This window comes from Delftia sp. WSY_7, assembly GCF_043104845.1.
GTDB lineage: Bacteria > Pseudomonadota > Gammaproteobacteria > Burkholderiales > Burkholderiaceae_C > Comamonas > Comamonas tsuruhatensis.
In genome coordinates, this window is sequence record NZ_JBICLB010000034.1 from 258852 (window position 1) to 280117 (window position 21266).

The 21266-nt window shown below is 69.0% G+C and carries 21 protein-coding genes; 15 read left to right on the forward strand and 6 right to left on the reverse strand.

Translation table 11 applies throughout. From position 1 onward, the window contains the following. The first annotated feature begins 21 nt into the window (after window positions 1-21). The 8 genes from ACF8ME_RS15985 (at window position 22) to ACF8ME_RS16020 (ending at window position 8243) form a co-directional block, all read left to right on the forward strand. Window positions 22-1497 carry an aldehyde dehydrogenase gene (locus ACF8ME_RS15985; protein WP_017406709.1) on the forward strand — a complete coding sequence of 492 codons (1476 nt, stop codon included), beginning with the start codon at window positions 22-24 and terminating at the stop codon, window positions 1495-1497. Between the two features lie 11 nt (window positions 1498-1508). After that, a complete protein-coding gene (locus ACF8ME_RS15990; RefSeq protein WP_016449101.1) occupies window positions 1509-2471 on the forward strand; it encodes a VOC family protein in 963 nt (320 codons plus the stop codon). Window positions 2472-2524: 53 nt separating this feature from the next. Beyond that, complete coding sequence (locus tag ACF8ME_RS15995) at window positions 2525-3502, forward strand: tripartite tricarboxylate transporter substrate binding protein (protein WP_016449102.1); 978 nt, start codon at window positions 2525-2527, stop codon at window positions 3500-3502. A gap of 43 nt (window positions 3503-3545) precedes the next feature. After that, a complete protein-coding gene (locus tag ACF8ME_RS16000; protein ID WP_016452043.1) occupies window positions 3546-3767 on the forward strand; it encodes a recombinase-like helix-turn-helix domain-containing protein in 222 nt (73 codons plus the stop codon). A gap of 24 nt (window positions 3768-3791) precedes the next feature. Further along, complete coding sequence (locus ACF8ME_RS16005; protein ID WP_034363433.1) at window positions 3792-4817, forward strand: aromatic ring-hydroxylating dioxygenase subunit alpha; 1026 nt, start codon at window positions 3792-3794, stop codon at window positions 4815-4817. After that, the gene (locus ACF8ME_RS16010) at window positions 4814-5773 is read left to right on the forward strand and encodes a PDR/VanB family oxidoreductase (RefSeq protein WP_016449105.1); all 960 of its coding nucleotides are present in this window, start codon (window positions 4814-4816) and stop codon (window positions 5771-5773) included. The genes ACF8ME_RS16005 and ACF8ME_RS16010 overlap by 4 nt, the downstream gene beginning before the upstream one ends. 77 nt (window positions 5774-5850) lie before the next feature. Then, entirely contained in the window at window positions 5851-6918 is a 1068-nt protein-coding gene (locus ACF8ME_RS16015; protein ID WP_013804504.1) for a porin, read from the forward strand. Between the two features lie 29 nt (window positions 6919-6947). Continuing rightward, window positions 6948-8243 carry an MFS transporter gene (locus ACF8ME_RS16020; RefSeq protein WP_016449106.1) on the forward strand — a complete coding sequence of 432 codons (1296 nt, stop codon included), beginning with the start codon at window positions 6948-6950 and terminating at the stop codon, window positions 8241-8243. A gap of 6 nt (window positions 8244-8249) precedes the next feature. On the opposite strand, the gene ACF8ME_RS16025 is transcribed toward ACF8ME_RS16020, so the two are convergent. Then, a complete protein-coding gene (locus ACF8ME_RS16025) occupies window positions 8250-9158 on the reverse strand; it encodes a LysR family transcriptional regulator (RefSeq protein ID WP_392417349.1) in 909 nt (302 codons plus the stop codon). A 72-nt stretch (window positions 9159-9230) separates the two neighbouring features. On the opposite strand from ACF8ME_RS16025, the gene ACF8ME_RS16030 reads away from it, so the two are divergent. The 4 genes from ACF8ME_RS16030 (at window position 9231) to ACF8ME_RS16045 (ending at window position 12523) form a co-directional block, all read left to right on the forward strand. Then, complete coding sequence (locus ACF8ME_RS16030; RefSeq protein ID WP_016449108.1) at window positions 9231-9896, forward strand: HAD family hydrolase; 666 nt, start codon at window positions 9231-9233, stop codon at window positions 9894-9896. Window positions 9897-9962: 66 nt separating this feature from the next. Beyond that, window positions 9963-10976, forward strand: a complete 1014-nt coding sequence (locus ACF8ME_RS16035; RefSeq protein ID WP_016452041.1) for a tripartite tricarboxylate transporter substrate binding protein BugD — start codon at window positions 9963-9965, stop codon at window positions 10974-10976. A 19-nt stretch (window positions 10977-10995) separates the two neighbouring features. Further along, a complete protein-coding gene (locus ACF8ME_RS16040) occupies window positions 10996-12138 on the forward strand; it encodes a DSD1 family PLP-dependent enzyme (RefSeq protein ID WP_047217888.1) in 1143 nt (380 codons plus the stop codon). Further along, the gene (locus ACF8ME_RS16045; RefSeq protein ID WP_252652317.1) at window positions 12128-12523 is read left to right on the forward strand and encodes a RidA family protein; all 396 of its coding nucleotides are present in this window, start codon (window positions 12128-12130) and stop codon (window positions 12521-12523) included. Before ACF8ME_RS16040 ends, ACF8ME_RS16045 begins: the two co-directional genes overlap by 11 nt. 31 nt (window positions 12524-12554) lie before the next feature. Here ACF8ME_RS16045 and corA read toward each other — a convergent pair whose 3' ends face one another. The 4 genes from corA to tsaB all read right to left on the reverse strand — a co-directional run bounded on the left by corA (window position 12555) and on the right by tsaB (window position 15914). Then, on the reverse strand, window positions 12555-13541 hold the full coding sequence (corA, locus tag ACF8ME_RS16050; protein WP_016449112.1) for a magnesium/cobalt transporter CorA: 987 nt from the start codon (window positions 13539-13541) through the stop codon (window positions 12555-12557). Window positions 13542-13714: 173 nt separating this feature from the next. Continuing rightward, window positions 13715-14662 (reverse strand): uracil-DNA glycosylase family protein, encoded by a 948-nt coding sequence (locus ACF8ME_RS16055; protein WP_392417353.1) that lies wholly within the window; start codon window positions 14660-14662, stop codon window positions 13715-13717. After that, complete coding sequence (gene rimI / locus ACF8ME_RS16060; RefSeq protein ID WP_016449114.1) at window positions 14653-15177, reverse strand: ribosomal protein S18-alanine N-acetyltransferase; 525 nt, start codon at window positions 15175-15177, stop codon at window positions 14653-14655. The genes ACF8ME_RS16055 and rimI overlap by 10 nt, the downstream gene beginning before the upstream one ends. Further along, on the reverse strand, window positions 15174-15914 hold the full coding sequence (tsaB, locus tag ACF8ME_RS16065; RefSeq protein ID WP_392417354.1) for a tRNA (adenosine(37)-N6)-threonylcarbamoyltransferase complex dimerization subunit type 1 TsaB: 741 nt from the start codon (window positions 15912-15914) through the stop codon (window positions 15174-15176). Before tsaB ends, rimI begins: the two co-directional genes overlap by 4 nt. Window positions 15915-16016: 102 nt before the next feature. Here tsaB and dacB point away from each other — a divergent pair, with 102 nt between their 5' ends. From dacB to ACF8ME_RS16080, 3 genes are all read left to right on the forward strand, one after another. Continuing rightward, entirely contained in the window at window positions 16017-17552 is a 1536-nt protein-coding gene (dacB, locus tag ACF8ME_RS16070; RefSeq protein WP_392417356.1) for a D-alanyl-D-alanine carboxypeptidase/D-alanyl-D-alanine-endopeptidase, read from the forward strand. Window positions 17553-17816: 264 nt separating this feature from the next. Then, window positions 17817-18950, forward strand: a complete 1134-nt coding sequence (locus tag ACF8ME_RS16075; protein WP_047217891.1) for an SGNH/GDSL hydrolase family protein — start codon at window positions 17817-17819, stop codon at window positions 18948-18950. Window positions 18951-18981: 31 nt separating this feature from the next. Next, window positions 18982-19653 (forward strand): OmpW family protein, encoded by a 672-nt coding sequence (locus ACF8ME_RS16080; RefSeq protein ID WP_016449118.1) that lies wholly within the window; start codon window positions 18982-18984, stop codon window positions 19651-19653. Window positions 19654-19717: 64 nt separating this feature from the next. On the opposite strand, the gene ACF8ME_RS16085 is transcribed toward ACF8ME_RS16080, so the two are convergent. Next, on the reverse strand, window positions 19718-21256 hold the full coding sequence (locus tag ACF8ME_RS16085) for a CoA-acylating methylmalonate-semialdehyde dehydrogenase (protein WP_016449119.1): 1539 nt from the start codon (window positions 21254-21256) through the stop codon (window positions 19718-19720). Between the last annotated feature and the right edge of the window lie 10 nt (window positions 21257-21266).

A 21266-nucleotide genomic window follows, 5' to 3' on the forward strand; every position in this document is an offset into this window, starting at 1 on the left:
AACGAACGAGAGAGGCTCACCATGTCGAACCTGGAACTGCTCCCCATCAACATCGCCGGCGAATGGCGCCTGGGCGGCGGCGGCGAATCCACCACGCTCTATCCCGCCACCGGCGAAGTGGTGGGCCGCCTGCGCGCGCCCAGCCTGGAGGATGTGGAGGAGGCCATCCAGAAGGCCGACCACGCCTTCCGCACCAGCGGCTGGGCCCAGAAAAAGCCCCATGAACGCGCGGCCGTGCTGCACCGCGTGGCCCAGCTGATCCGCGAGCGCGCCGAGCCCCTGGCCCAGCTGCAGCGCCTGGACAACGGCAAGCCCATCAAGGAAACACGCATGCTGGTGGCCAGCGCCGCCGCCACCTTCCAGTTCTTTGCAGCGGCCTGCGAGACCATGGAGGAAACCATCACGCCCTCGCGCGGCGACTTCATGACCATGAGCGTGTACGAGCCCATGGGCGTGGTGGCGGCCATCACGCCGTGGAACTCGCCGATCGCCAGCGAGGCGCAAAAGCTGGCGCCCGCGCTGGCCGCCGGCAACGCCGTGGTCGTCAAGCCCGCCGAGGCCACGCCGCTGCTGGCGCTGGAGCTGGCGAAGATCTGCGAAGAGGCCGGCGTGCCCAAGGGCCTGGTCAGCGTGCTGCCGGGCCGGGGCTCGGTGATTGGCGATGCCATCACCAAGCACCCGCTGGTCAAGCGCGTGTCGTTCACGGGCGGCACGTCCACGGGCAAGCACATCGCCCACATCGCGGCCGACAAGATGATGCCGGTCTCGCTGGAGCTGGGCGGCAAGTCGGCCACCATGGTACTGGCCGATGCCGACATCGACCATGCCGTCAACGGCGTGCTCTACGGCATCTTCAGCTCCTCGGGCGAGTCGTGCATTGCGGGCTCGCGCCTGTTCGTGGCGCGCAGCCTGCATGCCGAATTCATGCAGCGCCTGACGGCCAAGGCCGCCGCGCTGCAGGTGGGCGACCCGGCTGACGAGCGCACGCAGATGGGGCCGCTGATCACCGCCAAGCACCGCGAATCCATAGAGAGCTATGTGGCCCTGGGCCTGTCCGAAGGCGGCCGGCTGCTCACGGGCGGCCAGCGGCCCGAGGGCGCGCAGTTCGAGCGCGGCTACTACTACCGCCCGACCATCATCGACGGCGTGAAGAACGACTGGCAGATCTGCCAGCAGGAAATCTTCGGCCCCGTGCTCGTGGCCATGCCCTTCGACAACGAGGACGACCTGCTCGCCCAGGCCAACGACAGCGTCTACGCGCTGGCCGCCGGCATCTGGACGCGCGACTACAAGAGCGCCTGGCGCATTGGCCGCGCCGTGCAGGCCGGCACGGTCTGGATCAACACCTACAAGCAGTTCTCCATCTCCACGCCCTTCGGCGGCTGGCGCGACAGCGGCCTGGGCCGCGAGAAGGGACGGCTGGGCATACAGCAGTACATGGAGCAAAAGAGCATGTACTGGGGCTTGAACGAGAGCCCCATCGCTTGGGCAAATTGAAGGAGCACGACATGAGCGTACTGGGCATAGACGAAATCACCTACGGCGCGGACGACCTGGCCACCTGCCGCCGCTTCTTCCTGGACTGGGGCCTGGCGCTGGTGCAGGAAGCGGACGACCGGCTGGTGTTCGAGACCCTCAACGGCTGCCGCGTGATCGTGGCCGCCGTGGACCATCCCGATCTGCCGCCCGCCATCGAGGCCGGCCCCACGCTGCGCGAAGTGGTCTGGGGTGTGGAAAGCGAGGCGGACCTTGCGCTGTACGCCAGCCGCATTGCCGCGCTGCCGGGCTTCACACAGGGCCAGGGGCGCATAGGCTGCACCGACCCCAACGGCCTGTCCGTGCGCCTGCAGGTCACGCAAAAGCGTGATGTGGATGTGCAAGGCGCCGCCTACAACACCTGGGACCGCAAGGACCGCGTCAACCAGGCCAGCCCGGCCTACGAGCGCGCCCAGCCCATCGAGGTCGGCCATGTGGTGTTCTTCGTTAAGGACGTGCAGGCCTGCGAGCGCTTCTACGTGGACAACTTCGGCTTCGCGGCCTCGGACCGCTACCCCGAGCGCGGTGCCTTCCTGCGCTGCGCACCCGACGGCGGCCACCACGACATCTTCCTGCTGCAGCGCCCCGCCAAGGACGCGGGCCTGAACCACGTGGCCTTCACGGTGCGCGACATCCACGAGGTCTTCGGCGGCGGCATGCACATCTCGCGCTGCGGCTGGGACACCCAGCTGGGCCCGGGCCGCCATCCCGTGTCCTCGGCCTATTTCTGGTACTTCCGCAATCCGGCCGGCGCCCTGGTCGAGTACTACGCCGACGAGGACCAGCTCACCGCCGACTGGCAGCCCCGCGAGTTCGAGCCCGGCCCCACGGTGTTTGCCGAATGGGCCATCGATGGCGGCATCGACGGCAACACCCGGCGCCAAAAGGGCGTGGGTACCAGCGACGGGAAATTCATCACCGACAAGCGGCATTGAGACCGCGCCTGACGGCCTACCCCCACAACCCAACCACCCCACGGCCCCCCACCATGAACAAGACACGTCGCCAGGTTTCTCTTGCCGCTGCATTCCTGGCTGCAGCCACGCTGTCCGGCACCGCGATGGCCCAGGCCTATCCGGCCAAGCCCATCACCATCATCGTGGCCTATCCGGCCGGTGGCGACACCGATGCCATGGCGCGCCTGTATGCCGAGAAGCTGTCTACGCGCCTGGGCCAGCCCGTGCTGGTGGACAACCGCCCCGGCGCCAGCGGCACCATCGGCAGCGTGCATGTGGCCAAGGCCTCGCCGGACGGCTACACGCTGCTGCTGGCGCCCAATACCTTCGCCATCGCGCAGTTCGTGCTCAAGACGGCCTCGGGCTCCAGCTACGACGTGCTGCACGGCTTCACGCCCATCGTGCAGACCAGCGTGCAGCCCATGTTCGTGGCCACCAACCAGGCCTCGGGCATCAAGGACATGAAGACCCTGATCGCCCAGGGCAAGCGCGACGGCCTGACCTACGCCAGCCCCGGCAGCGGCTCGCCCATGCACATCCTGGGCGAGATGTTCAACCGCGCCGCCGGTACGCGCATCGCCCACATTCCCTACAAGGGCGTGGCACCCGCCGTCAACGACCTGATCGGCGGCCATGTGCCCACGACCTTCATGACCTGGGGCCCGATCGCGCCCTACGTCGGCGGCAAGGTCGCCGCCCTGGCCGTGGCCGACAGCCAGCGCAGCGCGCTGGCCCCCAATGTGCCCACCCTGGCCGAGCTGGGCGTCAAGGACGTGGAAGTGTCCGCATGGCAGGGCCTGTTCGGCCCCAAGGGCATGTCGCCCGAGACCGTGAAGCTGCTGAACACGCACCTCAACGAGATCCTGAAGATGCCCGACGTGGTCTCCAAGATGGCCACCTTCGGCGCGCTGCCCGCAGGCGGCGAGCCCGCGAGGCTTGAGAAGACCAATGCAGCGGACTTCAACCGATTCGGCAAGCTCATCAAAGACCTGGACATCCGCGCCGACTGAGCGCAGCCAACCCCACACAAGACAGTTTTCGAAGGAGAGAACCATGGCCGCTGATCGCTATCTCGAGCCGCACCAGGCGCGCGAACGTGCCCCCACCCTGATGGAAGACCTGCTGGGCGATTCCATCGAACGCGCCTTCGGCGAAGGCGTGCAGACCCTGCCCGAACTGGTGGCCTACCTCAACCGCAGCGGCCCCTCCGGCGAGAACGGCGAGGCCTGGACCGAAGACAGCTTCCAGGCGCTGATGGCGCGGCTGGGCTATTGATACCGAGCAGGACTGGAGAGCCCCATGAACGTACAAACCATCACCATCGATCCGGTGGACGGCCTGCTCAACAAAGGCCTGAAGAACCTCTGGTACGCGGTCTGCCCCTCGGACTTCGTGAAGACCCAGCCCGTGTCCGTGCGCCGCTTCGGCCGCAAGATCGCGCTGTGGCGCGATGCCGCCGGCCAGGTCCACGCGCTGGAAGACCATTGCCCGCACCGCGGCGCGCCGCTGTCGCAGGGCGTGATCCTGGGCGACCGCCTGGCCTGCCCCTACCACGGCGTGGAAGTGCGCTGCGACGGCACCGTGACCAAGGTGCCCGGCAGCCCCGGCTGCAAGCTCGAAGGCTCGCGCGCGGCGCTGGCCTTCCATGCGCGCGAGGCGCATGGCGCCATCTTTCTCTACAACAGCGACAAGGCCGTTGACGAGGCGCCCGAGTTCACGCTGCCCGAGGAGCTGACCTCGCCCGAGTACTCCAACTTCCTGTGCTATGCCGAGTGGCGCAGCGACTACCGCTATGCGCTGGACAACGTCATGGACCCCATGCACGGCACCTTCCTGCACAAGCAGTCGCACTCCATGGCCGAGGGCGACAGCAAGGCCACGTTCCAGGTGCGCGAGACCGATGACGGCTTCGTCTTCGAGAAGGTGGGCCAGCGCGGCGTGAACTTCGACTGGACCGAGTGGGGCAGCACGGGCGTGCACTGGATGCGCCTGGAGATTCCGTACCCCAAGACCGGCGGCCCCGGCGGCAACTTCGCCATCGTGGCCTGCGTCACGCCCATCAGCGCCGACCTGTGCTCCGTGTTCTTCTGGCGCTGCCGCAAGGTGCAGGGCTGGATGCGCGACACCTGGCGCTTCCTGTACCGCAACCGCCTGGAGGCGCGCCACTGGGCCGTGCTGGAGCAGGACCGGATCATGATGGAGCAGATGGAGCTGGACGCCAACGAGCGCGAGAACCTCTACCAGCACGACATCGGCCTGGTGCGCCTGCGCCGCCACCTGCGCCGCCTGGCCCAGGAGCAGATCGACGAAGGCGCCGCATCATGAGCACCAACCTCCAGGCCTTCGTGCACACGCTGCGCTTCGAGGCCCAGGACACCATCAGCGTGGACCTGCGGCCCGTGGCGGGCGGGGAGCTTCCCGCCTTCACGCCGGGCTCGCACATCGATCTGCACCTGCCCAACGGCCTGGTGCGCAGCTACTCGCTGAGCAACCCCAGCGAGGAGCGCCACCGCTACGTGGTCGGCGTGCTGCGCGACCGCGCCAGCCGCGGCGGCTCGCGCTGCGTGCACGAGTCGCTGCGCGTGGGCATGCCCATCACCATCTCCGAGCCGCGCAACCATTTCGCGCTGGACGAAAGCGCCGCGCACACCGTGCTGGTGGCCGGCGGCATCGGCATCACGCCGCTGCTGTGCATGGCACGCCGCCTCAAGGGCCAGGGCCGCTCGTTCGAGATGCTGTACTTCGCCCGCGAGCGCAAGGGCGCGGCCTTCCTGGAAGAGCTGCAGGCGCTGGGCATGCCGCTGCACCTGCACTTCGACAGCGAGGCCGGCGGCCCGCCCGACCTGCGCGCGCTGCTGGCCCAACGCCAGCCCGACGCGGGCACGCACCACTACGCCTGCGGCCCCACGCCCATGCTGGACGCCTTCGAGAAGTTCTGCGCCGAGCTGGGCCACGCCAACGCCCACATCGAGCGCTTCACGCCCGTGGAGGTCAAGGCCGCCGACGACGCGCGCAGCAACTACACGGTGGAGCTCAAGCGCAGCGGCCGCTTCATCGAGATCACGCCCGAGAAGTCGCTGCTCGACACCCTGCTGGATGCCGGCATCCAGATGGACCACAGCTGCTGCGAAGGTGTCTGCGGCTCCTGCGAGACGCGCGTGCTCGAAGGCATTCCGGACCACCGCGACTCGGTGCTCAGCCCCAAGGAAAAGGCCAGCAACAAAGTGATGATGGTCTGCGTTTCCGGCTGCAAGAGCGAACGTTTAGTGCTCGATATCTGAGCAGGCAATCAGACCTGCACGGCAACAACCCACCACCCCCAAGCCCCCCAAGCCACCACCCCAGAGGAGACAACCCCATGAAAACCATCCATACGCCCATGCTGGGCGTGGCGCTAGCCTGCCTGGCGTCCTTGCCCGGTGCCGCTTCGGCGCAGTCCAAGGTCGAGATCTTCGGCGTCGTCGATGTCGGCGTCACGCACCTGAACGGCTCCGGCCCCTCCAAGACCGGCCTGTCCACGGGCGGCGCCAACATCAGCCGCCTCGGCTTTCGCGGCACGGAAGAGCTGGGCGGCGGCCTGCGCGCTGGCTTCTGGCTGGAGGCGGGCATGGACGTGGACAGCGGCTCGGGCAAGGCCAGCGGTGGCGGCCTGAGCTTCAACCGCCGCTCCACCGTGAGCCTGTCGGGCGACTTCGGCGAAGTGCGCCTGGGCCGCGATGACTCGGCCACCTTCCTGAGCACGCTGATCTTCGACCCCTTCCTCACCAACGGCGTGGGCGGCACCATGGGCTTCACCATGCTGGGCATTCCCGGCACGGGCACGGCCACGGGCGGCGCGCCCATCCAGATCAGCAACGCGGTCAGCTACTTCCTGCCGCAGAACCTGGGCGGCTTCTACGGCCAGGTGCAGGTGGCCATGGGCGAGCAGGCGCGCAGCGCGCCCAACAAGAACCAGGGCGACTACCGCGGCCTGCGCTTCGGCTACCGCCAGGGCCCCTTCAACGGCGCGCTGGCCACGGGCAAGTTCTATGGCGACAGCGATGCGACCAACCTCACGGCCAGCAACGTGGGCCTGAGCTGGGACTTCGGCGTGGCCAAGCCCATGCTGCTGTGGGCCAGCGAAAAGCGCGGCGCCCTCAAGGTCACCGCCCTGCAGCTGGGCGTGACCGCGCCCGTGGGCATGGGCGAGTTCAAGGCCTCCTACGGCCACTACAACACCGACGGCAGCAATGCCGACTGGAACAAGATCAGCGTGGGCTACGGGCACAACCTGTCCAAGCGCACCCAGGTCTACGGCACGGTGGCCTTCCTCAAGAACAAGGACGGCGCGGCCAAGTCCATCGGCGTGCAGGGCCTGTCGGCCCCGGGCACCACGCTGGGCGGCCGCTCCTCCGGCTTCGAGGTGGGCGTGCGCCACTTCTTCTGATACAGCCCATCGGGCGATAGAGACTTGCCATGAAAGATATGCGTGCGGCCCGCTGGTGGGGGGTGATCAGCCTCTTCATCATCGTCGCCATCTCCTATGTGGACCGGATCAACCTTTCGATCCTCATCCTCGACCAGGGATTTCTGGACCACATCGGGCTGACGCACGACGACCGCACGCGCCAGGGCCTGCTGGCCACGGCCTTCATGGTAGGCTACGGCGTTTCTTCCTTCGTGTTGACGCCGTTTTGCGCGGCGCTCTTCGGCGTGCGCCGAAGCCTGGTGGTCGGCCTGCTGCTGTGGGGCGCCGTGTCCTTTCTGTCCCCGGCCATGAACAGCTATGGCCTGCTGCTGGCCTCGCGCATCCTGCTGGGCATCTCCGAAGGGCCGCTGTACTCGCTGGCGGGCAGCTACATCAAGGCGCATTTCCAGAGCCACGAGAACGGCCTGCCCAACTCCTTCGTGAACATGGGCACGGGACTGGGGCTGGCGGTGGGCTATCCGCTGATCGGCTACCTGGTGGCCGGCCATGACTGGCAGACCTCGTTCCACGTGCTGGGCCTGATCAATGTGGCCATCGGCATTCCGCTGGTGCTGGCCTTCATCCGCATGCCCCGCGTGGACACCGGCATGCCGCGCCCGCGCTCGCTGGGCGAGGCGGTGGGCCAGGTCGGCCAGATCGTGCGCGGCGCCATGCACACGCGCTATCTGGTGCTGGTGGCCGTGCTGTCGGCGGCCTTCTTCTCCTACCTCTGGGGCAGCAGCAACTGGCTGCCGGCCTATCTGGAGTCGCGCGGCTTTTCGCTGCGCGAGATGGGCTGGCTGGCCTCGCTGCCCCAATACGCCACGGTGCTGGCCGTGCTGGTCGGCGGCATTGTCATCGACCGCCTGCCGCGCCGCCAGGTGCCGCTGATCTTCGTCGGCGGCAGCCTGGGCCTGGCGCTGGCCATCTGGCTGGCCATCCACATGGAAGACCGCTACGCGGCGGCCTACTGCCTGATCGCCGCCAACTTCTGCTGGGGCCTGATGAGCCCCGCCATTCCCAGCACCGTGCAGTACTGCGCGCGGCCCGAGCATGTGGCCAGCGCCTACGGCGTCGTCAACGGCACGGCGACCCTGGTGGCGGGCTTCATGCCTGCGCTCATGGGGGCCGTCATCGGCTGGACCTCGCATTCGGCCGGCGGCGGTTTCGTTGCCGGCTTCGGCCTGCTGGTGGGCACGCAGCTGGTGGTGATGGTCTGCGGCCTGGTGCTGTGGCTGCGCGAGCGCGGCCAGGGCACCCACGGTGCCAGCGATGCCCGGGATACGTCCGCGCGCACGGCCTGACCTGCACTACAGCGCGCCCGCTGCGGCGCACTGCTCCAGAAACGTCACCAAGGCCTGCACGCGCGCCGTGCGGCCCGTGCGCGTGGGCACCAGCAGGGTGACGGGCGCGCTGCCGAAATGCCAGTCGGGCAGCACGCGCACCAGCCGGCCCTCGGCAATGGCCGGTGCCATGTCCCATTGCGAACGCAGCACCAGGCCCAGGCCCTGTTCGGCCCAGTGGCGGGCCACGCCGCCATCGTTGGTCACATAGGACGGCGTCACACGCAGGGTCTGGCCGTCCACGGCACGCCGGCTGGCGGCGGGGCGCAGGTGCCACAGCGTCACATCCTCCTCGTTCTCGCGGATGCAGATGCAGGCGTGCTCCAGCAATTCGCGCGGCGTGGCGGGCGTGCCATGGCGGCGCAGGTAGCCGGGGCTGGCGCACAGCCAGCGGTCGTTGGCAGCCAGCTCGCGCGCCACCCAGGAGGAGTCGCGCACCGTGCCGATGTGGACCACGGCATCGGCATCGTGGCGGTCGGGGAAAGGCGTTTCGCGCAGGTCCAGCTGCAGTTTCAGTTGCGGGTGCTGGCGCGTGAAGGGCACCAGGGCCGGGGCCAGCCGGCTGCGCCCGTAGCCAAAGGGCGCGGCCAAGCGCAGCGTGCCGCCCAGTTGGCGGGCATCGCCGTGCAGCGAGTCGCGCAGCTCCTCGATCTGGCCCAGCAGCCGCACGGCCTCGCGGGCAAAGCGCTCGCCCTCGGGCGTCAGCGCCAGGCGCCGCGCGCTGCGGTTGGCCAGGGACAGGCCCAGTTCGGCCTCCAGCCGGCGCAGGCGCATGGACAGTGCAGGCGGTGTCACGTCAAGCGCACGGGCCGCCGCGCTCAGCGAGCTTTCGCGCAGCAAGGCGGCGGCAAGCTGCAGGTCTTCGATGGCAATCATTCAATTTGCCTTAACGATTGATGACGGCGGATTTAACCACGACCATGGTCTTGGTCCGTACAGTGCCAAGGCATGAACACCCCATACCCCACCTCTGCCGCATGGCCCCGGGCCGTGCTCTTCGACCTGCTGACCGCCTTGCTGGACTCCTGGACCGTCTGGAATGCGGCCGCCGGCAGCGAGGCTGCCGGGCGCGACTGGCGCGCCGAATACCTGCGCCTGACCTATGGCTGCGGCGCCTACCAGCCCTATGAGGACCTGGTGCGCACGGCGGCCCGCAACCGGGGCCTGCCCGAGGCGGTGGCCGACAGGCTGGAGGCGCAATGGGAGCAGCTGCAGCCCTGGGATGGCGCACGCGAGCTGCTGGCCGCCCTGCGCCCGCACTGCCGCCTGGCCGTGGTGACCAATTGCTCCGAGCGCCTGGGTCAACGTGCCGCCGCGCTGCTGGGCGTGGATTGGGATGTGGTGGTGACCTCGGAAGCAGCAGGCTTCTACAAGCCCGACCCCCGGCCCTACCAGCTGGCGCTGGACCGGCTGGGGCTGCCTGCGGGCCAGGCCGCCTTCGTGGCCGGATCGGGCTATGACCTGTTCGGCACCTCGGCCGTGGGCCTGCGTACCTTCTGGCACAACCGCGTGGGCCTGTCGCGGCCCACGGGCGCGCCGCAGGCCGAGGCCGAAGCACCCACGCTGGCGCCGGCACTGCCCTGGCTCAGGGACTTTTCCCTGCAGCAGGGTTGAACCCCGAGGGTGCAGCCGGTGCTGTGCCCGCCGTCCTTTCCTGTCCACCCTTGTGAGGAGCCTGCCATGCAGCTGCGTCCAGCCCTGCCGTTGTCCCTTGTGTCCGCATTCCCGGTCCTGTCCATCGTCTGTGCCATGGCGTGGAGCCAGGGAGCCCTGGCGCAGGCCGGCGCTGCCTTTCCGGCCAGGCCGGTCACGCTGGTCGTGCCGTTTCCCCCGGGAGGCCCCAGCGATGCGCTGGCCCGTGCCGTGGCTCAGAAGATGGGGGAGCATCTGGGCCAACCCCTGGTGATCGAGAACCTGGGTGGCGCCAATGGAACCATCGGCCTGAACCAGGCGCGCAAGGCCGCCGCCGACGGCTACACCCTGTCCTTTGGCGGCATAGGCACGCATGTGGTCAATGTGGCCTTGTACCGCAAGCTGCCCTATGACCCCGTGGCCGACTTCGCCCCTGTGGGACCTGCGGGCGCGGCGCCCATGCTGCTGCTGGCGCGTGCCAATCTGCCGGCCTCCGACCTGCGCCAGTTCGCCGACTGGCTCAAGCGCAACCAGGCCGCAGCCTCCTATGGCAGCGCCGGCGTGGGCTCGATATCGCACTATGGGTGCGTGCTGCTGCTGTCGGCGCTGGGCCAAAGCCCCACCCATGTTCCCTATCGCGGGATCGCGCCTGCCATGAACGATCTCATGGGCGGACAGACCGATTTCATGTGCGACCAGACGACGACGGCGCTGCCGCAGATCGCGGGCGGCCGCATCAAGGCGATTGCGGTGCTGGGAACACAGCGCCTGGCTCAGCTGCCGGGCACGGCGGCCAGCGCCGAGGCCGGCCACCCCCTGCAGGCGCGCTCATGGAACGCGATCTTCGCACCACGCGGCACGCCGCCGGCGGTGCTCGCGCGGCTGACGCGGTCGCTGCAGCACGCCATGGGCGATGCGGGCCTGCGCGCACAGATGGCCGCGCTGGGGGTGGAGCTGCCGTCGCCCGAGCAGGCCGTGCCGGCCACGGTCTCCGCCTTGATCGAACAGGGACTGCGCAACGACGTGCCTGCCCTCAAGGCCAAAGGCCAATACCTGGATTGACGATGGAGAGAGAAACACCATGCAAGACACACTTCTGACCCTGGACACGCCCGCTGCCGTGATCGACCTCGCACGCATGCAGCGCAATATCCACCGCATGCAGCAGCGCATGGACGCGCAGGGCGTGCGCCTGCGCCCCCATGTGAAGACCAGCAAGAGCGTGCCCGTGGCCGCCGCGCAGCGCGCGGCCGGGGCCTCGGGCATCACGGTCTCCACCCTGAAGGAGGCCGAGCAGTTCTTTGCCGCTGGCACCACCGACATCCTCTATGCAGTCAGCATGGCGCCGCACCGCCTGCCGCAGGCCCTGCAACTGCGCCGGCGCGGCTGCGATCTCAAGCTCATCGTGGACAGCGTGGCGGCGGCCCAGGCCATTGCCGCGTTCGGCCGCGAACAGGGCGAGGCCTTCGAGGTATGGATAGAGATCGACACCGACGGCCACCGCTCCGGCGTGGGCGCCGAAGATGCGCCGCTGCTGCTGGCCATTGGCCGCACGCTGCACGACGGCGGCATGCGCCTGGGCGGCGTGCTCACGCATGCCGGCTCCAGCTACGAGCTGGACACACCCGAGGCGCTGCAGGCGCTGGCCGAGCGCGAGCGCGCCGGCTGCGTGCAGGCCGCCGAAGCCCTGCGCGCGGCCGGCCTGCCGTGCCCCGTGGTCAGCGTGGGCTCCACGCCCACCGCGCTGGCGGCATGCCGGCTGGACGGCGTGACCGAGGTGCGCGCAGGCGTCTATGTGTTCTTCGACCTGGTGATGCGCAACATCGGCGTGTGCACGGCCGAGGACGTGGCGCTGTCGGTGCTGGCCACCGTGATCGGCCACCAGGCCGACAAGGGCTGGGCCATCGTGGACGCAGGCTGGATGGCCATGAGCCGCGACCGGGGCACGGCGAAACAGCGGCAGGACTTCGGCTACGGCCAGGTCTGCGACCTGCATGGCGAGGTGATGCCGGGCTTCGTGCTGACCGGCGCCAACCAGGAGCACGGCATCCTGGCGCGCGCTGATGGCGCGATAGAGGCCGACATCGCCGCCCGCTTTCCCCTGGGCACGCGGCTGCGCATCCTGCCCAACCATGCCTGCGCCACGGGCGCGCAGTTCCCGGCCTACCAGGCGCTGGCGGTAGATGGCTCGGTGCAAACCTGGGAGCGGCTCCATGGCTGGTGAAAACGGGATCGATCTGCGCCATGCATCGCCGAACCTGCCTGCGCCGGGCGGCCACTACAGCCACACGGCCACGGGCCAGGGGCTGGTCTTCGTGTCAGGGCAGCTGCCCATACGGCCCGACGGCACGCGCCTGGTGGACGCCAGCTTCGAGGACCAGGCGCGCCAGGCGCTGGCCAATCTGGCGGCGGCGCTGGAGCTGGCCGGCAGCGGCGTGCCCCGCCTGCTGCAGGTGCGCGTGTACCTGGACGACATGGCGCACTGGCCGGCCTTCGACCGCCTTTATGCCGACTGGGCCGGCGCACACCGGCCCGCGCGCGCCGTGGTGCCCACGGGGGCGCTGCATTTCGGGCTGAAGGTGGAAATCGAGGCCGTGGCGCTGGCCTGAAGAAAGCCCGGCCCGAGGGAGCCGGCTGCCGCTACTTCAGCCAGCCGCGCTTGCGGAAATACAGCATGGGCCCCACGGCGCTGAGCACCATGAGCGCGATGACGTAGACGTAGCCGAACTCCCACTCCAGCTCGGGCATGAAGCGGAAGTTCATGCCGTAGACGCTGGCGATCAGCGTGGGCGGCAGCAGGGCCACGCTGGCCACCGAGAAGATCTTGATGATCTTGTTCTGGTTGATGTTGATGAAGCCGACGGTGGCATCCATCAGGAAGTTGATCTTGTCGAAGAGGAAGGCCGTGTGGCTGTCCAGCGATTCGATGTCGCGCAGGATCTGGCGCGCTTCCTCGAACTGCTCGGCATTGAGCATCTTGGAACGCATCATGAAGCTGACGGCGCGGCGCGTGTCCATGACGTTGCGGCGGATGCGGCCGTTCAGGTCTTCCTGGCGCGCGATGGCGCCCAGCACTTCGCGGGCCACGTCGTCGGTCACGTCGCCGGACAGCACCATCTTGCTGGCCTTCTCCAGGTCGTCGTAGATGCCTTCGAGCGTATCGGCCGAGTACTCGGCGTCGGCGTCGAACAGCTTGAGCAGCACGTCCTTGGCCTCGTCGATCAGGCCCGGCGCACGGCGCGCGCGCATGCGCAGCAGCCGGAAGACCGGCACGTCCTCGTCATGGATGGAGAACAGCACGCCGCAGCTGCGCAGGTTCTTGTTGTGCTCGTTGACGATGAAGGCCACGCGCACGGAGCGGGGGTCCTCGTCATCGTCGATCAGGAAGTCGCTGCGGATGTGCAGCTCGCCGTTGTCTTCTTCGTAGAAGCGGGCCGATTCCTCGATGTCGTCGTCCATCGCATCTTCGGGGATGGACAACTCGTAGTGCTGCTTGATCCAGCGCTTTTCCTCGACCGTGGGCGACTCCAGGTCCACCCAGATCGGCTTGAAGCGGGACAGCTCCTCCAGCGACTCGATCTCTTCTTGAACCAGGCGGCCATTGGCCAGCGTAAAGATGTTGAGCATAGGCTCACTCCAGGTGTTCTTCTCAGGCGTGCGGGGTATCGGGGGTGCTTTCAACCCCACAGGCCAACCGGGAGTTGAAAGCTACCAACTGGGGTAGGTTTCCACGGAGCTTTCTCCAAGATGCAAAGCATCGGATTATGCAGCGTTGCGCTGCAGCATGCGGGCCGGCCGCGCTATTCGGAAGCGGCTCCAGGGGGCATCTGGCGGCCTGTCACAAAAGCCTGGGCATGGCACAGGTCGGCCCAGGCGCCGGCCTTGGCCTGGGGGGCGCGCAGCAGATAGTTGGGGTCGTAGCTGACCACGGCCGGCACACCGGCGATGCGGTGAGGCTCGGCGCGCAGGCGGCCCAGGGCCTCCTGGCGCCCCAGCACGGCGCGCGCCGTGGCCAGGCCCAGCACCAGCACGCAGGCCGGGCGCAGATCGCGCAGCAGTGCCTCCAGCGACGGTTGCAGGGCCGGGACCTCGGGCGCCTCCTGGCCTTCGGCCGGAGGCTGCACGCGGTGCAGGGCGGCGCTGTACAGGCGCGGATGGTCCTGCAGGTTCAGCGCGCGCAGCATGTTGTCCAGCAGCCGGGCCGCGTCGCCTTCCAGCGCGGTGCGCGCGCAGTCGGGGCCGGGGCGCCGGGCGGGCGGCAGCGGCAGGGAGTTGGCCGGCGGCTCCAGCAGGATCAGCCAGCCGCCTTCGCCGCCATCACCGGCCGGCGGCGTTGCCGCATACACGGGACGCACGGGGCCCAGCCGCCAGCCCAGGCCCGGTGCGCCGGCCACGGGCTGCTGCACGTAGCGGCGCGGCGGGCGTTCGCGTTCGGGGATGACGGGTGCGGGAGAGGCGTGCACGGGTGCGGGAGGCGGTGGCGCCTGAACAGGCACCTGAACGCGTGCGGGCGTTGGCGCGGCGACAGGCGCCGGTGCATCAGGCGCCGGGGGGGGCGCCTCCTGCACGGGCGGCGGCACGGGGCGGGCCGCCAGCGGATCTGCCAGGGGCGCCGCTGCAGGCGCATCGGCGGGCGCAGCCAGGGCCTCGGACAGCACGGCGGGCGCGGTCTCGGGCTCGGGCAGCCAGACGGTGATGCCCATGGCGTGCAGCATGGCCCGCTGGCGGGTGTCTAGATTCAGGGCCATAGCTTGAGGCTCATGAGCACGGCATGCTCGCGCGGGCCGTCGTGCATGGGGTAGTAGTTCTTGCGCAGGCCCACCTCCTGGTAGCCATGCGCGGCGTAGATGCTGCGTGCGCGGACATTGCTCTCGCGCACTTCCAGCCAGATCCATTGGGCCTGGCGCTGGCGCGACCACAGGGCCAGGGCGTCCAGCAGGATGCGGGCCCAGCCCTGGCGCTGGCGCGCCGGGGCCACGGTGATGTTGAGCAGGTGCACCTCGTCGAGCACGATCATGGCGACGAAGTAGCCGACCAGCCCGCCCTGGGCATCCACCAGCAGCTGGGTTTCATAGCCGGCCGCCATGGCGTCGATGAAGTTGCCGCGCGTCCAGGGATGGGAATAGGCCTGCTGCTCCACGGGCAGCAGCGTGTCCAGCCACAGCACGTTCAGCGGCTCGAAGCGCACGCTGTCCCGCTCCGACGCCAAGGCGTCGGTCAGGGGCGGCAGCGGCCGCGAGGGCTGTGGCGTGTGCGTGCTCATGCCTGGGCAGGAGGGGTCTCTGTGGTCTGCACGGGTGAAGCAAGCGCGGCTGCCGCCTTGGCAGCCTCGCGCTCGGCCGTGGTCTGCGCGACTTTATCGCGGATGTAGCGCGGCAGGGCCTGGTCGGCCGGCAGGGCGCGGTCGGCCGCCAGCATCGCAGGGGCCAGGCGCAGCATGGCGGCGGCCGTGGGCAGCGCAGCCACATGGCTGGCCTGGGGCGCCAGGCGCTCGCCATAGGCGGCCAGGGCGTTGCCGGCCACCACGGTGCCGGGCGGCAACTGCAGGGCCTCGGGCGCGCACAGGCCGAAGTCGCCGCTTTGCTCGCCGATGTCGTTCCAGCGGCCATCGGCCCAGTGGTAGGCGGCGTGGTAGACCTCGTTCATGCGCGCATCGATCACGGCGATGAGGTCGGTGCAGCCGTATTGCATGCGCGCCTGCTCGGCCACGGCCAGCAGGCTGTCCATGGGCAGCACGGGCACGCGGGCGGCAAAGGCCAGGCCCTGGGCCACGGAGCACGCCGTGCGCAGGCCCGTGAACGAGCCCGGACCCCGGCCGAAGACGATGGCCCGCAGCTCGGCGAACTCCAGTCCGGCCTGGGCCATGAGGGCCAGGATGGTGGGGATCAGCTCGGTCGAGGTCTGCGGGCCGCCGGGGCCGCTGTGTTCCCAGACGGCATCGCCGCGCTGCACGGCGATGGAGAGGGTGTCGGTACTGGTGTCTAGGGCAAGAAGATTCATGGCTTGGGGCAGGCGGCGGTGCCGCAGCAAGTGCAGGATTATCGGTGCCCCGCCCGTCCCGCGCCCGGCAGGGCTGCAATGACCGGCGTAGACTTGCCGGCCATGTTGCATCTTTCGACGTCTTCTTCCCTTATTTCCTCGATTTCCTCCGCCTTCTATCTTGGATTGCCGCTTTCCCGCCGGGGCCTGGCGGCCGCGCTGCTGGCGGCGTCCGTCCTGCCCGGCGTGGCAAGCGCCCAGGCAGATGCGCCCACCTCGCCGGCCTCGCTGTCCACCAAGACTGCACGCGAAAGCCGGCTGCCCCCGGCCGTGGAGGCGGCGCTTGCGCGCGCCAAGCTGCCGCGCGACGCGGTCTCGGCCCTGGTGGTCGAGGTCGATGGCCGGGCCGCTCCGCGCCTGGACTGGCAAAGCCATGTGGCCATGAACCCGGCCTCGGTGATGAAGCTGGTCACCACCTATGCGGCGCTGGACCAGCTGGGTCCTGCCCATGTCTGGCGCACGCCCGTCTTCCTGGGCGGGCCGGTGCAGGACGGCGTGCTGCGCGGGCCGCTGTACATCCAGGGCCAGGGCGATCCCAAGCTCGTGATGGAGCGGCTGTGGCTGATGCTGCGCCGCCTGCAGGGCATGGGCATCAAGGTCATCGTGGGCGACATCGTGCTGGACCGCAGCGCGTTCTCCGTCCCCGCCCACGATCCCTCCACCTTCGACAACGAGCCCTGGCGCCCCTACAACGTGGCACCCGACGCCCTGCTGGTCAACTACAAGGCCGTGACGGTCGGCTTTGTGCCCGACGCCGCGGCGGGCGTGGCGCGGCTGCAATACGATCCGCCGCTGGCCGGAATCCAGCAACAGGAAACCGTGCCGCTGGCACCGGCAGGCAGCGAGTGCGGCGACTGGCGCGCCCGGCTGCAGCTGGACATGGCCGACCCGTTGCGCATCGCCTTTGCCGGCACGTTCCCGGCCAGCTGCGGCGACAAGAGCTGGTCGCTGGCGCCGGCCCAGCCCGAGGCCTTCGCGGCGCGCGCCATCGAGGGCATGTGGCGCGAGCTGGGCGGCAAGCTCACGGGCACCGTGCGCGACGGCCGCGTGCCGGCCGGCCTGCAGCCGGTCTTCCAGAGCGAATCGCCCTCGCTGGCCGAGGTGGTGCGGGACATCAACAAATACAGCAACAACGTCATGGCCCAGCAGGTGTTCCTGACCATGGGCATGCAGCGCACCGGCGTGGCCAGCTTCGAGGCCTCGCGCCAGGCGCTGGGCCAGTGGTGGCAGGCGCGCTGGGGTGCGGCCGAGCAGCCCGTGGCCGACAACGGCGCGGGCCTGAGCCGCGAGGCGCGCATCACGGCCTCCGGCCTGGGCCGCATGCTGCAGCAGGCCTGGGCCTCGCCCGTGATGCCGGAGTTCGTGGCCTCCATGCCCATCGTCGGCGTCGATGGCACGCTGCGCCGCAGCCTCAGCCGCGTCCAGGGCATGGCGCACCTGAAGACCGGCACGCTGCGCGATGCCTCGGCCCTGGCCGGCTATGTGGATGGCGCCAGCGGCCGCCGATACGTGCTGGTGGCCATGGCCAACCACGCCAATGCGGCCGCCGCGCGCGCGGCCTGGGATGCGCTGGTGGACTGGACGGCGCACGACCGCTGATACGCCGCCTGCGCTCCTGTTCCAGGGCCTGCTTTTGCAGGCCCTTTCCGTTGTGTTTCCGCCTCCTGCCCGGCAAGGGCCTTGTCCTGCCTGCGGGCGCCAGACCGGTATTTATCGTCTATTCGCCCGCGTGCGAAATGCCCGGTAGGCCCGCGATTCCTATCGGTACTTGCCCGGTGTCGCCAAGGTGCGACTGTCGCTACGATGGCAATCACCAAAAAAAGCACGGTCGTGCTATTCACAACACTTCACGGAGATCACACCTTGGCAAATCGTTATCGAATCCTCGCGGCCTCCCTGGCCACGGCCGGCCTGCTGGCCGCTTGCGGTGGCGGCAGCGGCGCCGACACCACCCCCCGTGCCAAGATCACCTCCGTCAAGGTGATGGGCGACAGCCTCTCCGACAGCGGCACCTTCGGCTACAAGTTCACCGTGCAGAACGCCACGCTGACAGGCGCCGGCTCCAACCAGGTCTGGGCCGAGCGCGTGGCGGGCCTGTACAACATCTCCCTGTGCCCGCGCTTCAACGGCACGGCCTTCACGCCCAACACCTCGTGCAACAACTACGCCGTGGGCGGCGGCCGCATCAACTACACCAGCGCGCCCACGGCGCCCATCTCCATCACGCAGCAGATCCTGCTGGCCGGCGCGGCTGGCTTCACGGCCGATGACCTGGCCGTGATCGACGGCGGCGCCAATGACGCGGCCGACGTGATCGGCGCCTTCCTGGCCGCTTCCAGGGACCAGGGCGCCAACTTCAAGGCGCTGCTGTCCACCAAGATCGACGCGGCCACGCTGGGTGCGCTGCTGCAGCAGGGCCAGGCCGGCATGGCCCAGGCCGGCGGCCTGTACATGCAGAACCTGGCCAAGGGCTATGTGTCCACCATCCAGGCGAATGTGCTGGGCAAGGGCGCCACGCGCGTGGCCATCCTCAACGTGCCGGCCATCACGCTGACGCCGCGCTTCCAGCTGGTACTGCAATCGGTGGCCCAGCAGCAGGGCTCGGCCGCCGCCGCCCAGCTGGAGACCGTGTTCGACGGCTGGGTCAAGGCCTTCAACCAGCAGGTTGCCACCGGCTTCGCGGGCGAGAGCCGCGTGGCCATCATCGATTTCTACAGCGAGTTCCGCCAGCAGATGGCCGACCCCGCCCAGTACGCCTACACCAACGTGAAAAAGGCGGCCTGCCCTGCCACCGGCGTGGGCGCCGACGGCCTGCCCACCTACAGCTTCCCGACCTGCACCGAGGCCGCGCTGTCCGCCTCCATTCCCGTGGGCGAGACCAGCGCCAACTGGTGGAAGAGCTATGCCTTTGCCGACAGCTTCCACCCCACGCCCTATGGCCATCAGCAGATGAGCCAGCTGGCCTCCCGCACCCTGGCCCGTGCCGGCTGGCTGTGATCGCAGTCATGCAGCACGAGGAGACACATCCATGAAGACATTCCTGCGCATCACCGCCGCCGTGGCCATGGCCACGGCCTGCATGGCCGCCACCGCCCAGTCCGCCGGCACCTGGAGCGTGCGCCTGGGCGCCACGCGCATCGATCCCCAGACCAGCAGCGGCTGGCTGAGCACACCCAGCTTCCCCGACACCCGCGTGGACGTGAAGGCCAACAGCCAGCTCACGGGCGGCGTGACCTACATGGTCACCAACAACTGGGCCATCGACGTGCCCATGGGCCTGCCGTTCAAGCATGACTTCGTGGGCAATGGCGCCATCTCCGGCACGGGCAAGCTGGGCCGCACCAAGGTGCTGCCCGCCACCGTGTTCGCGCAGTACCGCTTCGGCGAGGCCAACTCCGCCTTCCGCCCCTACCTGGGCCTGGGCGTGACCTATGCCAAGTTCTTCGGCGAGCGCACCACGGCCTCCCTCAACGGCCTGACCGGCGGCACGCTGGCCAACCCGACCACGGCCTCGGTGGACAGCAAATGGGGCCTGACGCCCCAGATCGGCTTCGTCTACAACTTCAACGAGCGCTGGTTCCTGGACGTGGCCTACTACAAGAGCTTCCTGAAGACCACGGCGCACCTGTCCTCGGGCCAGAGCGTGTCGCTCAAGCTCAATCCGAACGTCTACGCCATCGGCATCGGATACCGCTTCTGACAGGTCGCAGTCCCCAAAGAAAAACCAGCCCGCGGGCTGGTTTTTTCATGGAGGGGGACTGCGCCTACTTGGCCGTGGGCATCACGAATTCCGCGCCCTTGGGCGTGCTCTCGGGCCAGCGCTGCATGATGCTCTTTTGGCGGGTATAGAAGCGCACGCCTTCCTCGCCGTAGGCGTGCATGTCGCCGAACAGGCTGCGCTTCCAGCCGCCGAAGCCGTGCCAGGCCATGGGAACGGGAATCGGCACGTTGATGCCGACCATGCCGACCTCGATGCGGCGGCCGAACTCGCGCGCCACATTGCCGTCGCGCGTGAAGCAGGCCACGCCGTTGCCGAACTCATGGTCGTTGACCAGCTGCACGGCCTCGGCGAAGTCCTTGGCGCGCACCACGGCCAGCACGGGGCCGAAGATCTCTTCCTTGTAGATGCGCATGTCGGGCGTGACATGGTCGAACAGCGTGCCGCCCAGCCAGAAGCCGCCCGAGGTGTCCGTGCCTGTGGAGGAGCCGGCCGCCTTGCCGTCGAAGCCCCGGCCATCGACCAGCAGCTGCGCGCCTTCCTTGACGCCCAGGTCGATGTAGCCGCTGATGCGCTCGTGCGCGGCGCGGGTCACGATGGGGCCCATTTCCGCGGCCAGGTCCTCGCCGTCCAGCACCTTCAGCGCCTTGGTGCGCTCGATCAGGCGCGGCAGCAGCTGGTCGGCCACGTCGCCCACCAGCACGGCCACGCTGATGGCCATGCAGCGCTCGCCGGCCGAGCCGTAGCCGGCGCCGATCAGCGCGTCCACGGCCTGCTCGATATCGGCATCGGGCATGACCACCATGTGGTTCTTGGCGCCGCCCAGGGCCTGCACGCGCTTGCCGTGGCGCGCGCCCGTCTCGTAGATGTAGTTGGCAATGGGCGTGGAGCCCACGAAGCTCACGGCCTTCACGTCGGGATGCTCGATCAGCGCGTCCACCGCCTCCTTGTCGCCCTGCACCACGTTGAACACGCCGTCAGGCAAGCCCGCCTGCTTGAGCAGGTCGGCGATCAGCAGCGACGGTGTGGGATCGATGGGGCTGGGCTTGAGCACGAAGGTATTGCCCGCCGCAATGGCCACCGGGAACATCCACATCGGCACCATCACCGGGAAATTGAAGGGCGTGATGCCCGTGACCACGCCCAGGGGCTGGCGCAGCGTCCAGTTGTCGATGCCGGTGGAGACCTGGTCGGTGAAATCGCCCTTGAGCAGCTGCGGAATGCCGCAGGCGAATTCCACGATGTCGATGCCGCGGCTGACTTCGCCCTGCGCATCGGTGAAGACCTTGCCGTGCTCGGCCGTGATCGCATGGGCCAGCTCGTCCTTGTGCTGGTTGAGCAACTCCAGGAAGCGCAGCAGCACGCGTGCACGGCGGATGGGCGGCGTATCGGCCCACTTCGGGAAGGCCGCCTTGGCCGCCGCCACGGCGGCATCGACATCGGCGCGCGAGGCCAGGGCCACGCGGCCCGTGACCTGGCCGGTGGCCGGGTTGGTCACGTCCTGCCCGCGGTCGCTGGCACCTGCCGTGCGCTGGCCGTTGACGTAGTGGACGATGGAAGCGAAGGAGGTGTTTGCGGTGTTCATGCCAGGCAGT